Consider the following 12,287-nt stretch of genomic DNA (forward strand, 5'->3'; position numbering starts at 1 on the left):
TATGGCATAAGTACTTCATTAGTTTTGATAGCCTTTAAATGGTTTTTGCTCTGCATAATATGGTGATATATCTCCATCTATTTTAGTTAATTCCCTACCGTCTGCTGAAAGACCAATAATATCAAAATCCGAACCTTCAAATTTATTCATATAAACAAGCCATATTCTCATACCATTAGCATTGATAATTTTTGCTTGCCCTTCAATATTTCTTTTCTTTTCTACAATCTTTACTTTATTAATAGCAGGATTACCGATAATTCCAAAATATATTGGAAGTGAAGTTTTTTCTATGTTTGGATAATAAGTGTAGGATACTCCAAATTTATTTGCTACACGTTTTATATCCGCTTCGCCACCACTATAAACATCTTTATAACCGCTTATCGTCTTTCTTACAATGACAGTAGATAACCCATCTCGACCTACAGTGTTACAAAATACTATACTTCCTTTATCAGTCTTTTCTTCATGGATAATTTTTAATTTCATGGACCCTTCATTGTTTATTAAATCGGCTACTGTTTTCTCACCGTTACCAAATTTAACTAATAGTAGTAGTGAAATTAGCGAAACAATCATTATTGCTAAAATAGTAAAACCTATTCTCTTTTTCAAAAAATCGCCTCCTAAATCTTAATGCTATGGGGTAGTCCACCATTAATTATTCTTGATGATTTTAATAAGAGTTTGTGCGCTTATAAGAGAAAGAGGAATATTAACAAAAATAAAAATAAACATACTGATAACCTCAGTTGTACCATTAAGAGGTACCCAATTAGTCCACATTCCTAACAATACTTTATAGTACAAAATGAAGAATACAACAGATAAAAAACAAAACACAATATTTTTCTGAACTATTCAACCTCCCTTTATAAAGACAATTTTTAAATTTATATGTTTATTTATGATAACATAATATTAATAGACGGTGAGCAAAAGTTTGGGGTTCTAAATCTTTTTAATTACTTTCCAAGACGCTTTGGCCCATGGAAATTCAGGAAGTTTAATTGCAGCGTTTACCATTACCTTATATGTATTAGATATAGTTCTTTTAAAAAAGTTTCACTTTTTTTGAAACTTTTTTGAATTTATTCCATCTAATCTATATAAAACACAGGTTTTTACCGTGTGTTTTATTTTAACATGAGCCAATATAATATCGCGTATTAATTGACAAAGGAGCGATGTAATGAAAATCAATGAACAACCGTACTTAATGGTATCAATTTCCTTTGGTGTTATTACCATTTTCTTGTCATTTTCATACATCTTTAATTATGTTAATGGTGTGACTATGGCTATATTTATAGGTTTCACCCAATTGTTTCTTGGATTTAATCAAATTAATATGGCACAGAAGATAGATTCAAAAGGAATTAGTAAGGGGAATAAAAAACTCGGAATATTTTTAGTGATTACAGCTATATTCATTTTTTAGTATCCCTTTATAATAATGACCATGCAATTACAGCACGGCCCATATTGATATGCATATCCAAATACCCTTCTTAAATCCATCTTAAATTTATATCATTCACTATCGATAAACATTGCCAATTCTTTATTAAATTTATCTTTCTGATCATAAAACAATGCATGACCACTGAATTCGAATGGTACGAGTTTAGAATTTCTAATCCCTTTATTTTGTGCCTGCCCTAATGGAAAGAGACATACTTTGTCATGGATTCCATGAAGAATTAATGTTGGAACACTTATTCTAGAAAGATCATAAAATAATCTTTCTTCATCTAGCCAAGACTTGGATGTAGCCACAGTGGCCACCCTGCTGCCTGTAGTCCCAATTGAAATATCCAATCTGACAATGGCTGTGTTATATGTTGAAAGAAGAATATGTCTCCAAAACCCCTAAGCATATTAGGTCTATCAATATATGTCTCCTTAATGATATCATCTACCGCTTCTTTTGGTAGACCATACGGAAAATATGGACGCCTTATAAGACTAGGGGCTGCCGCTGCAAAAAGGGCGAGTCTTGATACCCCGAATTGGTTATGCCTTGACATGTATCTAATGGCAATCGCGCCACCTGTCGAGTGCCCAGCCAGTGTAAAGTCCTTTAATCCAAGTGCATTAACAACACCCCGAACATCATCTGATAACCGATCATAATCATAACCACCAAAAGGCTTATCCGAATCACCAAAACCCCTCTGATCTATTCCAATACACCTAAACCCCATTTTAGGAAGTTCATTAAACTGATATTCAAACAACTTGTGACTTCCTGGCCATCCGTGAAGAAACAGTATCGTTTTCTCCCCCTTTGGGTTAATATCCTCTACATAAATCTTTACATCTTCTTCTACTCTTACATAATACCCCACTTAATTACCTCCAAAATAATAGTCTTACATTCTATATTATTTTTCTGATATCAATTTGTTAATTGATTCCAATGTAAAATCATTTCTATTGACATAGTGTTTTTTCTTGAAATAATAAAAGTGAGTAGTCACTCATTTTGTTTAAATTAATAATTTATAAAGAGTTGATATAATGAATGATAATAAGGAATACTATAGTTACCTATTCGATGAAAGTCTATCAGAAGAAGACAAAATAGTTGATATTCTAATTAATGGAATCGGAGTTAAAGGAGAGAAAATAAATGAGTAATGAAAATGTTATTAAAATAGAGAATTTTAAGCAACAGTTCGGAAAATTTGTAGTACTTGAGAATATTAACATGGATGTGAAAAAAGGTGAGATTCTTGGTCTTCTTGGACCATCTGGTTCAGGTAAAACCACTTTAATAAAGGCTATTGTTGGTATGAATGAACCTACTGATGGATTTGTAAGTGTGCTTGGAACTAAAATGCCCTCACTTTCAGCGGTTTCAAAAATAGGATATATGGCTCAAAGTGATGCGCTTTATGAAGACTTAAACGCCACTTCAAACATTTTATTCTTTGCATCCTTATATGGCATGAAGGGAAAGCAAGCTAAAAAAAGAGCTGATGAGGTTTTAGATTTAGTTCTTCTAAAAGGTGAAGGTAAAAAACTTGTTAAAAATTTTTCTGGTGGAATGAAAAGAAGGTTATCCCTTGCTATAGCATTAGTACATAAACCAGAAATACTTATTCTTGATGAACCTACCGTTGGAATTGATCCTGTTCTTAGAATTGAGTTTTGGAAGGAATTTCAGAGGTTAAGACATGAGGGCGTTACAATTATAATTACTACTCATGTTATGGATGAAGCAGAACATTGTGATAGACTTGCTTTAATTAGAAATGGAGGCATAATAGCTATAGGCACTCCGGAAGAATTAATGAAAACTTCTGGAGAGAGTACTGTGGAAGGTGCATTTCTCTATTATGGAAGGAAACGAGAGGTGAAAAGCATATGAGAGTATTATCAATTGCTAAAAGATTAATTAAACAGCTCAGAGGAGACAAAAGGTCAATAGCCCTTATGTTTGTTGCTCCTGTTTTTGTAATGTATCTTTTAAGTGCTATTTTAACCTCAGGAACCACAACTCCAAATATTGATGTTATTTCAGCACCAGATGAGTATGTAACAAAACTACAAAGCCTAGCCAATGTTAATAAAGTTAATAATGAAGAAATTGCACTGAAAAATTTAAAAGATAAAAGTATAGATGCTTATATAATTTTCAATGGAAATAAACAAACTATTACACTAGAAGGTGCCGACCCATCTATAACTAGCGTAGTTATGAATACATTAAACAAGCTTTCCCCAAATAGTGCGCTGCAAAAGCCGGAAATTAATTTCTTACATGGTTCTATGGATATGGGAGCATTTGATTCAATGGCTCCAATTCTTATGGGCTTCTTTATCTTCTTTTTCGTGTTCTTAATCGCTGGAGTTGCATTCTTAAGAGAGAGAATAAGCGGAACGTTAGATAGAATACTTGCAACGCCCCTAAAAAGATGGGAGATAGTTTTAGGTTATTTTCTGGGTTTCGGCCTCTTTGTATCAATTCAAACTATAATACTTCAACTCTTCAGTGTATACGGACTTAATGTACCAATGGTGGGGAGCTTTTGGGCAGTACTTGTAATAAATTTAGTACTTGCGGCAGGATCATTAGCACTTGGAACTCTTCTTTCTGCATTTGCACGTAATGAATTTCAATTATTTCAGTTTATACCCATTGTAATAGTTCCTCAGATTATGTTCAGTGGCATTTTTGATCTCAGAAATGCGCCTATTTGGGCAGAAGTATTATCAAAAATATTACCTATGACCTATGGAGCAGAGGCACTAAGAGATGTAATGCTAAGAGGAAAGAGTCTTATAGACGTTAAGTATGATTTACTTATACTTATAGGATACGCGGTATTATTTCTTATATTAAACACTCTCGCTCTTAAAAAATATAGAAAAGTATAAAGAATAAGAGCGAGGGTTTCATATTTATTCTTCTATAAAATGCGTAAGTTCATAATTAAACTTATCGCGTTCTTCCCAGAATAATCCGTGTCCACTGTACTCAAATGGTACTAACTTAGAGTTTCTTATTGATCGGTTCATAATTTCCGCTAGTTTAAATAGACAAACTTTATCATGAATGCCATGAAGAATTAAGGTTGGAACCTTTATTTTTTCTAGATCAGGAAATAAACTTTCATCTCTAAAAGTCATTGCACACTCAGCAGTTGACCATCCAGCAGCCTCTAACCCTAAGTTAAAGAACCAATCTGATAGAGGCTGCGTAGCATACTGAAATAAGAATATGTCGCCAAAATCTCTTAGCATTTTAGGTCTATCATTATATGTTTGATTAATAAGCTTTGTAACTTCTTCCTTAGGCAATCCATATGGAAAATCCGGGAGCATAGTTAAGCTAGGTGCCGCGGCTCCAAAAAGAGCAAGTTTTGATACTCCATACCCTTTGTGGCGAGACATATACCTAATTGCAATTGCCCCTCCCATAGAATGTCCACCGAGCGTGAAATCCCGTAAATTAAGTGCTTCAACTACGCACCTTAAATCGTCAGCTAATGTATTATAAGAGTACCCACTTGCAGGCTTATCTGACTTACCAAATCCTCTGGTATCAATTCCAATACATCTATATCCCATTTTAGGGAGCACATTAAACTGATACTCATAGGCCTTATGACTTAATGGCCAGCCATGTATAAACACTATTATTTTCTTGCCATCTGGATTTATGTCTTCCACATACACTTTAACTTCTGGTTCTACCTTAATGTAATATTCCATTTCGAAACCCCCACAAAAAAATTTTATCTAGTAATAGCTTATGCGCTTGTGGAAACTCCTAATACAAAAATAATATTTACTTGCTCATTACTTCCAAACTTATCCATCATAGTCCAGCATTGCTTCTTTTAGATTCCTTACTCCCCCTCTTGGGTCGTCCACGTCTCCTACATATCTAGGAATTAAATGAACATGTAAATGATCTATAGTTTGCCCTGCATAGCCTCCTACATTTATCCCTATGTTATAACCCGCTGGTTCATATTGAATATCAAAAATTTCCTTAACTTCATGCATTAGTGAATATATAGATTTAATTTCTTCTTCCTTTGAATCAAAGAAGTTAGGGTAATGCCTCTTAGGTATAATTAAACAATGGCCATTATTTACTGGGAAATGATCTAATATGGCAAATGCGAATTTGTTCTCTGCTAATATTTCTGATTCATCGTAGTTACAAAATATACAATCTGACATTGTTTTTATCTCCTTTCATTTATATTTATAAAATTTTTAGAATATTATTAGAATGAATACAGTAATTTAATATAAGGTATTTAAAATTATTTAAGGGGTTGAATTATGAGAACACCATCAAGAAAAAAAAAATCATTACCAATTGGTTTAATACTCCTTATTATTGCATTAATAATACTAGTATACATGATTTTTACTATTTTCTCTAATTTTGATACTCCTTTAACCAAATCTCAATATATTGAGCAAGGTACTCAATACTATACATTAACAAGCGGTAATAATATAGTGTCCTACTCCAATGCATTTTTAGGGATGCCATACTTATGGGGTGGTACAACCCCAGCAATATTCGATACTACTGGTAAGTATTTAAGTGGTGGATTTGATTGTTCGGGGTTTGTACAATACATTTATAAAAACTTTGATATGAATTTACCTAGAACAACAATGGAACAAGTAAATGAAGGTGCCTCTGTTAATATAAATAGTCTTGAAACTGGTGATTTAGTTTTTTTTAAGACTAATCTAGCTGTCCCTTCTGAAATATCTCATGTGGGAATATATATTGGAAATAATAAATTTATGCATTCACCTAAAGATAATGATGTAATTAAAACATCTTACTTAACTGGCTATTACAAGGAAAATTTTGTGATTGGTAAAAGATTAATAAAATAGTGGACACTATTATTCACTATCCAAAATGTCTTTGAGATAGCTTTGGTTTATATATCCAACCGTATAGGATTCACCTAAAATATCTCCAGCTATATTCACTTTATATTTAGCAACAGCTTTTCTTTTTTGGAATATATTTTGTCTCTTTTCAATTGACTGAATACATTCCTTCTGAATTATAACAGTTTCCCTGCCTGACCTTCTATATCTCATCACAATTAAATCATCATCAAAATATATACCATTATCAATAAATCTTATATAATTCCAAATTGCTATAACAGGTAATAATATAAATATAAATCCCTTTAATGCTTTTCTAGGAGATTTTACTAAGTCACAATTTATATTCATTTCAGACAAAATATCCTGAAAGAAATTATCCAGGCATCTCGAATACTCCATTTTTTATATATATACCTTCATCTTGTATACAATATATATTTTTCTTCCATTTAACTATAGCTAAACCAATTATTACAAGTAAGAAAACTGCTACATAATTTCCTCCATATTTTTTTAAATACTCTGACGCTTGTGACATTAAAAATATAAAAAGAGGAATTATGCTGTTTTTTATATACCGAAAGACCTCTGAAAAAATCGTGAATTTATGTGTATGTTTTATTTCACTCATATGCATTTCTCCTGAACTATTTTCGTAATAGTCATTCCAAGATTACTCCCTATTTCGCTTTCTAAATAAGGAATTTTATATTCCCCTCCAGCAGTATGCACTGTTAATTTTATAAGCTTATATCTCTTTAATATTATACCTTGTTCTGTGTCTACATACTGGACTCTCCTCATAGGAATAATTACATTACTTTCAGTAAATACTCCATATTTTAAGATGATTCTCTCATCATTCATATGGTATCTATATTTTTCATACTTATATTTGGGAAGAACCAATGAATAAATTAATATTAAAAAGGCTAGTACATATATGCAGCAAATTAGCCCATACTTCCATAATGCATTAAACTCTAAAAATATATTTAATACTACTGCAATAGCTAGAATAACTCCTGTTGAGAATAATCCCTCTATTGTCCACATTTTTTTTGAATACGGCGAAATCTTTTCCATAATAACCTCCATTAAAAACAACTGTACGATTAGTATAGTATAAATTTTCTTATTTATCAAAATTCTGTTCTATATATTAAAAAAATAATCCGCATTGTCTAATATTTAACACATCCTTCACATCTCATTCATTATATTGTCACATTTATATGTTATTATTTAAATATAGTTAAATTAATCATTAAAGCAAAGTCCCCCTTTACTTTAATAATATAAGAAGTTGTGAATTACAGTTCACAACTTTTTCGTTTTTTTGTAGATTTAATCCTATTGTACCTATTAAAAAAGACTCACCCGAGGGCAAGTCCTTATTTACTAGTTCAAATTATTGTAAGCTTTTAATTTGGACTAGTTTTTCTATTGTAATACTTTGATTATCTGTCAAAGTACCAGATAACACTACATATTTATTCACATAGCTGGATTCACTGTAAGTCTTTACAGTAACAGCATTTCCTATTATTGAAGTGAAACTAGCCATAACAGGAGTTGAATTGTCTTGGTTCTTCACATTCCATTGTATAGACTTATCAAGCACTTCTACACCATTATCATATACATGACTAAGGTAATTTGCGCTTTGCCCAAGTTCTATAGCATCATTTCCATTTATATCGATAGAATAATTATGTGTTTCAGGCTCATTTGAAGGAGCTACAACTGTGCTTTTAATCAAAGTCACTGCAGTCTGTGCTAAAAGTCTTCCATTTATGGATGCCTTATTGCCCATACTGATATTTGTCTTTCCTAATACAATTCCCTCAAAATGTGCACCAGTGCCAATCTCAACGGTTTGAGCTGACTGCCAGAAGATGTTCTTAGCTTGAACTCCACCAGTTAAGATAATTTTAGTGTTGCTTGCTTGGGTAATTCCTTTAGCTATTTGGAAAATAAAAACATCATCTGCTCCACCATTTAGGTAGACATCAGAATTTATTAATACACCAGTACCCCACTTGTATACACCAGGTGTAAGTGTTTGACCACTTATGTCTCCAGTATATAGTTCAGTAAAATCAGCAGCTCTCCCAGCAGCATCTGTGTAGGCTGTTTCCATGTTGCTTATGGATGTAGTAAGTTTACTAGGAGTTGGAGAAGCGTAATCTGCTGCAAATGCCTTTCCAGTAACTTGAGTGGAACCTGAAAATTCGTTAGTTGCATCTACTGTCAAAGAAAATCCAGTAATAGCAGTGGAATCAATAGGACTAACTCCTATATTTCCGGTAATAACTGAATTAGGTACTGTAGATATGCCTGTTTTTGTTAAAATAGCATAATCGCCAGCTGTTCCAAGGTTTACTGCTGCACTTCCCACTGAAGGTTTTACAGTAACGACATTAGAATATGTACTTTCTTCATCTGTATTTACTGCAGATGTTTTGAAGTAATATAATTTACTATTTGTTAGTCCAGAAACATCATAAGTCGCTTCAGTGACAGTCGTAGGATCGCTAATTAAATTATAATTTAAACCATCAAGTGATCCATAAACATTATAATAAGTAGCATGTTGAACTTGTGACCACGTTAGATTAATTTGTGAATCTCCACCAATTGCAACAAGGTCGTTTGGAGCTTTAAGCACCGTTGGTGCCGCAAACGCTGAACTAAACGAAAGTAATACCATGGTTAGAGCTAATAAATATGTAGATATTTTTTTCATAATTTCCTCCTATTTCTTTTGTTTTCTATTATATAATTATACTTCTAATTTAAACGTTATAATAGGGACTATTGTCCCTATCTCAACAGGGACTAAAGTCCTTTTCTTATGCTCCAGTCTTCCACAAAGTTCACATATTTCCTTGATATTAGTACCATAATTTATAGTTACAATAAGAATATGGAAAAAAATTAAAAGCTCCAAGAAGCTAATTCATAATATAATTTTAATAAAATGTGCTTTTTTATAATCATAGCTTTTTTTATAGGTAACATTTAGTTGGTTAGATGTATGTTGAGATATACGAGGTTCTCTATTCCCATAGACTTCTACTAATGAAGTTATTATTGTAGAATGGAAAATAACATTATTGTAGTTTTCATAGAATATTAAATCTCCCATCTCGAGTTCTCTTATATCATCCACTTCTCGCCCTTTGATTTTATTTATGTTTTGGCTTGTTTTTAAGTACCAGTATAGCGAATGAGCAACAGCCCAGCAGATTGAAGCTTTTCCCTGCCTCATATCATACCACCAAGGTCTTAAATTATTATAATCCATGGGTGCTCCCCCAACTTTTAAACACTGAGAAATAAAGTTCGTACAATCTCCCCCACCCTCACCTATAGCGTTATAATATTTATATTCACGGTTTGGAACAAGCGCATATTTTATAGCATAACTTACAGCTGCTTCTCTATTATATCTATTAGTCATAAAATTAACTCCTTAAAAATTCTCATCTGAATATAATATTCTATATGTTTTTATTGTTTACAACTAATAATATTTAAAATAATCTATAATCACCTATATTTTTTAGCATAAATACAGACATTGCTTAATATTTAACAATATCTGCACATTTTATTCATTATATTGTCACATTTATATGTTATTCTTTAAATATAGATTATAACAATGATTAAAGCGAAGCCCCCCTTTACTTTAATATAAAGCTATGTTAGACAATAATGAGGATAATACATATAAAATGGGCTTGTCTATTCATGGCAAGCCCATTTTATATTCCCAACTGTTAAAGTATTGTAAATTTATAATTGATGAACTATACAAGAATGTTGCGAAGCGATTTATCCTTTTATTTATTTTTATTATCATTATTTTTATCTTTTAATTCTTTCAATATTAAATATCCCCATATTGAAACAATTCCTGATAAATATAATACAGCGTTAATACATCCAACTACATATGACATATTAGCATCATCTGTTCCTAATCCTGAAAAAAACATTGATAACATATATCCAATTACAATTGTAAGCAATCCTATACCTAATGGCTTCATAAAATCCCCCCTTTGAATATGCATTATTATATTAATTCGTACTTAATTACATATATGAACTATGCGTACTTATCGGTTGTTTTAATAGAAGAATTATCTACAATAGGTTTCCTCCAATATTGTCCAGTCCTTGTATCCAAAACAACTATATATTTTTCATCTACCATAATCATTTGATATGTTCCAATTTCGTTGTTTTCACTGATACTTAAAATATATCTTCCAAGTATTATACTTCCACATATTATAAATACACCAGTTATCAGTGATGGTACTACTATCATATACAAATATATCAATCCTCCAAAAAAAATTACTATTGTTCAATACTATAAAATTTTAATTTGATGAACATTATTATACAAGTGTTTACTAAATTATAGTTAATTTATATACTAACCATAACATAAATTTCAAGTATAAGGAATTTAATTATCTAAAAATAGGTTCTCTACCTTTGTAATTAGCAATTCTGGTATCTACAAAGTATGTTGTACTATGAACTATAATATTTTTGCTTTTTATTATGTCTTTATCATCTTTAAAACATTGTAACCACTTGAACCAATGGAGATAATTCGCCAAAAATTTAGTTGATACTCCGTTGAATTTCTCCATCCATTTTTTAAACTGACTGTGCAAACTATTTACATGATTAATATGATAAATACCATTTTTATAATGGTCTCTCATAATACGTTTATGGTCTAAATTGAGGTTTCTACCAAATCGAATATAACTTTTATGGCTATCAGTACAAATAATAGAATTATTGTCTATGTGACCGTCATAAAGCCTTTCAAGGTCTCTATAACCAACTCTGCCCTTACATACCATTTCAAGAATAATATTGTTATTTCTATCTATTGCTGTGGCTACACATATCTGTTCATTGCTTATACCACGTTTTTTAATTTCTTTACCTCTTTTACGAGAATGTCTCGGCATTAAAATCCACTTTTTTTATGATTACCTTTGAACGACTCGGCTACAAAGGTTTCATCCATTTCTACACCGCCATCAACATCTCCCGTACCCATAAATGTTCCTATACAATCAAGTATTTTATGCCTCATATAAAATGAGGTTTTAACACCTACTTCTACGATTTCAGCACTTTTCCTTATACTATACCCCGTAACCATACATTTACCATACTCTATCCACTTTTTTAAAGATAATTTGGTGCATGATAATGCAGATTTTGTGAAGTCATTAAAAGTTTTATTACAACCCCTACATTTATATCTTTGCTTACCATTTAACTTGCCATTCTTAACAACGTGAGTTGAATTACAATGAGGGCAGACCTCTCCCTTGGCAAATCTGGATTCTCTACAATCTTTAGGAAGATTGCGGGTTAATGAGTTAAGTGTCATTATTTCGCCAATGAAACCAAATAAGTCTTGTAATGCAAATTCAGAAAGAGTTTTTATTTCTGTTTTTAAAGTTCCCACACTTGGCATGTAACCACCTCATAAATGTATCTATTGCCTTATTATAACACATTCTGCAAAAATATATACAATATCACTATTTATGTCTAACATAGCCAAATATAAAAGCTGTGAAGTAACTCTTCACATCTTTTCATTTGTTTATAAATATATTTTATTTCCTCTTAGATTTAACCTATTTTTATACTGGTCATAGATATTGAACTATGTTGTATCCCTTTATATATAAATTTAACTTCATCTGATTCCTCTTGAAGTCCTGCTATTGCTGTATCAAGTTTTGCCATATAAGGCCCCATATGGTCTCTCTCCTCATTAAGAATTTCTTTTGCAGTCTTCATATTTCTTAATTTCTGAGGGATGTTATTTAATTTATCAC

Annotated in this window: 16 protein-coding genes and 1 pseudogene; 4 read left to right on the top strand and 13 right to left on the bottom strand. The window is 31.5% G+C overall.

Annotation, left to right across the window (positions count from 1 at the left end):
- Window positions 1-18: 18 nt before the first annotated feature.
- Window positions 19-618 (bottom strand): hypothetical protein, encoded by a 600-nt coding sequence (locus ACJAX4_RS04700; protein ID WP_435788302.1) that lies wholly within the window; start codon window positions 616-618, stop codon window positions 19-21.
- Window positions 619-1,195: 577 nt separating this feature from the next.
- On the opposite strand from ACJAX4_RS04700, the gene ACJAX4_RS04705 reads away from it, so the two are divergent.
- Window positions 1,196-1,444, top strand: coding sequence for a hypothetical protein (locus ACJAX4_RS04705; RefSeq protein WP_435788303.1), 249 nt, complete (start codon window positions 1,196-1,198; stop codon window positions 1,442-1,444).
- A gap of 92 nt (window positions 1,445-1,536) precedes the next feature.
- Here ACJAX4_RS04705 and ACJAX4_RS04710 read toward each other — a convergent pair.
- Window positions 1,537-2,354 (bottom strand): annotated as a pseudogene (locus ACJAX4_RS04710) (alpha/beta fold hydrolase).
- 284 nt (window positions 2,355-2,638) lie between these two features.
- On the opposite strand from ACJAX4_RS04710, the gene ACJAX4_RS04715 reads away from it, so the two are divergent.
- Together ACJAX4_RS04715 and ACJAX4_RS04720 are read left to right on the top strand one after the other, a co-directional pair.
- Complete coding sequence (locus ACJAX4_RS04715; RefSeq protein WP_435788304.1) at window positions 2,639-3,379, top strand: ABC transporter ATP-binding protein; 741 nt, start codon at window positions 2,639-2,641, stop codon at window positions 3,377-3,379.
- A complete protein-coding gene (locus tag ACJAX4_RS04720) occupies window positions 3,376-4,389 on the top strand; it encodes an ABC transporter permease (protein WP_435788305.1) in 1,014 nt (337 codons plus the stop codon). The genes ACJAX4_RS04715 and ACJAX4_RS04720 overlap by 4 nt, the downstream gene beginning before the upstream one ends.
- A 24-nt stretch (window positions 4,390-4,413) precedes the next feature.
- Here the strand turns inward: ACJAX4_RS04720 and ACJAX4_RS04725 are convergent, their stop codons facing one another.
- Both ACJAX4_RS04725 and ACJAX4_RS04730 read right to left on the bottom strand, forming a co-directional pair.
- Window positions 4,414-5,226, bottom strand: a complete 813-nt coding sequence (locus ACJAX4_RS04725; protein WP_435788306.1) for an alpha/beta fold hydrolase — start codon at window positions 5,224-5,226, stop codon at window positions 4,414-4,416.
- 99 nt (window positions 5,227-5,325) lie between these two features.
- Window positions 5,326-5,703, bottom strand: coding sequence for an HIT family protein (locus ACJAX4_RS04730; RefSeq protein WP_435788307.1), 378 nt, complete (start codon window positions 5,701-5,703; stop codon window positions 5,326-5,328).
- A gap of 105 nt (window positions 5,704-5,808) precedes the next feature.
- Between ACJAX4_RS04730 and ACJAX4_RS04735 the strand changes: the two genes are divergently transcribed.
- Window positions 5,809-6,384, top strand: a complete 576-nt coding sequence (locus tag ACJAX4_RS04735) for a C40 family peptidase (RefSeq protein WP_435788308.1) — start codon at window positions 5,809-5,811, stop codon at window positions 6,382-6,384.
- Window positions 6,385-6,393: 9 nt separating this feature from the next.
- Here the strand turns inward: ACJAX4_RS04735 and ACJAX4_RS04740 are convergent, their stop codons facing one another.
- From ACJAX4_RS04740 to ACJAX4_RS04780, 9 genes are all read right to left on the bottom strand, one after another.
- Window positions 6,394-6,738 (bottom strand): PH domain-containing protein, encoded by a 345-nt coding sequence (locus tag ACJAX4_RS04740; RefSeq protein WP_435788309.1) that lies wholly within the window; start codon window positions 6,736-6,738, stop codon window positions 6,394-6,396.
- A gap of 25 nt (window positions 6,739-6,763) precedes the next feature.
- Window positions 6,764-7,021 (bottom strand): hypothetical protein, encoded by a 258-nt coding sequence (locus ACJAX4_RS04745; protein ID WP_435788310.1) that lies wholly within the window; start codon window positions 7,019-7,021, stop codon window positions 6,764-6,766.
- Window positions 7,018-7,476: a PH domain-containing protein gene (locus ACJAX4_RS04750; RefSeq protein WP_435788311.1), complete on the bottom strand. Its 459-nt coding sequence runs from the start codon at window positions 7,474-7,476 to the stop codon at window positions 7,018-7,020. The genes ACJAX4_RS04745 and ACJAX4_RS04750 overlap by 4 nt, the downstream gene beginning before the upstream one ends.
- 325 nt (window positions 7,477-7,801) lie before the next feature.
- Window positions 7,802-9,139 carry an ice-binding family protein gene (locus ACJAX4_RS04755; RefSeq protein WP_435788312.1) on the bottom strand — a complete coding sequence of 446 codons (1,338 nt, stop codon included), beginning with the start codon at window positions 9,137-9,139 and terminating at the stop codon, window positions 7,802-7,804.
- 213 nt (window positions 9,140-9,352) lie between these two features.
- Entirely contained in the window at window positions 9,353-9,856 is a 504-nt protein-coding gene (locus tag ACJAX4_RS04760; protein WP_435788313.1) for an amidase domain-containing protein, read from the bottom strand.
- Window positions 9,857-10,241: 385 nt separating this feature from the next.
- Window positions 10,242-10,451, bottom strand: a complete 210-nt coding sequence (locus tag ACJAX4_RS04765) for a hypothetical protein (RefSeq protein ID WP_291645016.1) — start codon at window positions 10,449-10,451, stop codon at window positions 10,242-10,244.
- A gap of 59 nt (window positions 10,452-10,510) precedes the next feature.
- Complete coding sequence (locus ACJAX4_RS04770; protein ID WP_435788314.1) at window positions 10,511-10,741, bottom strand: hypothetical protein; 231 nt, start codon at window positions 10,739-10,741, stop codon at window positions 10,511-10,513.
- A gap of 142 nt (window positions 10,742-10,883) precedes the next feature.
- Window positions 10,884-11,917 (bottom strand): IS1595 family transposase gene (locus ACJAX4_RS04775; RefSeq protein ID WP_435788315.1). Its coding sequence is split into 2 segments (ribosomal slippage): window positions 10,884-11,401 and window positions 11,401-11,917, totalling 1,035 coding nucleotides; the frame shifts between segments, so codons are not numbered across the junction.
- Between the two features lie 161 nt (window positions 11,918-12,078).
- A partial coding sequence (locus ACJAX4_RS04780; RefSeq protein WP_435788316.1) for a hypothetical protein occupies window positions 12,079-12,287 on the bottom strand: 209 nt, incomplete at its 5' end.

Source organism: Clostridium sp. (assembly GCF_051278035.1).
Lineage (GTDB): Bacteria > Bacillota > Clostridia > Clostridiales > Clostridiaceae > Clostridium_AD.

Bases quoted from the DNA above. Each gene is read 5' to 3' on its own strand.
- ACJAX4_RS04750 (WP_435788311.1), bottom strand. From the start codon at position 7,476: ATGGAAAAGATTTCGCCGTATTCAAAAAAAATGTGGACAATAGAGGGA.
- ACJAX4_RS04730 (WP_435788307.1), bottom strand. From the start codon at position 5,703: ATGTCAGATTGTATATTTTGTAACTACGATGAATCAGAAATATTAGCA.
- ACJAX4_RS04755 (WP_435788312.1), bottom strand. From the start codon at position 9,139: ATGAAAAAAATATCTACATATTTATTAGCTCTAACCATGGTATTACTT.
- ACJAX4_RS04735 (WP_435788308.1), top strand. From the start codon at position 5,809: ATGAGAACACCATCAAGAAAAAAAAAATCATTACCAATTGGTTTAATA.
- ACJAX4_RS04740 (WP_435788309.1), bottom strand. From the start codon at position 6,738: ATGAATATAAATTGTGACTTAGTAAAATCTCCTAGAAAAGCATTAAAG.
- ACJAX4_RS04745 (WP_435788310.1), bottom strand. From the start codon at position 7,021: ATGAGTGAAATAAAACATACACATAAATTCACGATTTTTTCAGAGGTC.
- ACJAX4_RS04760 (WP_435788313.1), bottom strand. From the start codon at position 9,856: ATGACTAATAGATATAATAGAGAAGCAGCTGTAAGTTATGCTATAAAA.
- ACJAX4_RS04705 (WP_435788303.1), top strand. From the start codon at position 1,196: ATGAAAATCAATGAACAACCGTACTTAATGGTATCAATTTCCTTTGGT.
- ACJAX4_RS04720 (WP_435788305.1), top strand. From the start codon at position 3,376: ATGAGAGTATTATCAATTGCTAAAAGATTAATTAAACAGCTCAGAGGA.
- ACJAX4_RS04715 (WP_435788304.1), top strand. From the start codon at position 2,639: ATGAGTAATGAAAATGTTATTAAAATAGAGAATTTTAAGCAACAGTTC.
- ACJAX4_RS04725 (WP_435788306.1), bottom strand. From the start codon at position 5,226: ATGGAATATTACATTAAGGTAGAACCAGAAGTTAAAGTGTATGTGGAA.
- ACJAX4_RS04765 (WP_291645016.1), bottom strand. From the start codon at position 10,451: ATGAAGCCATTAGGTATAGGATTGCTTACAATTGTAATTGGATATATG.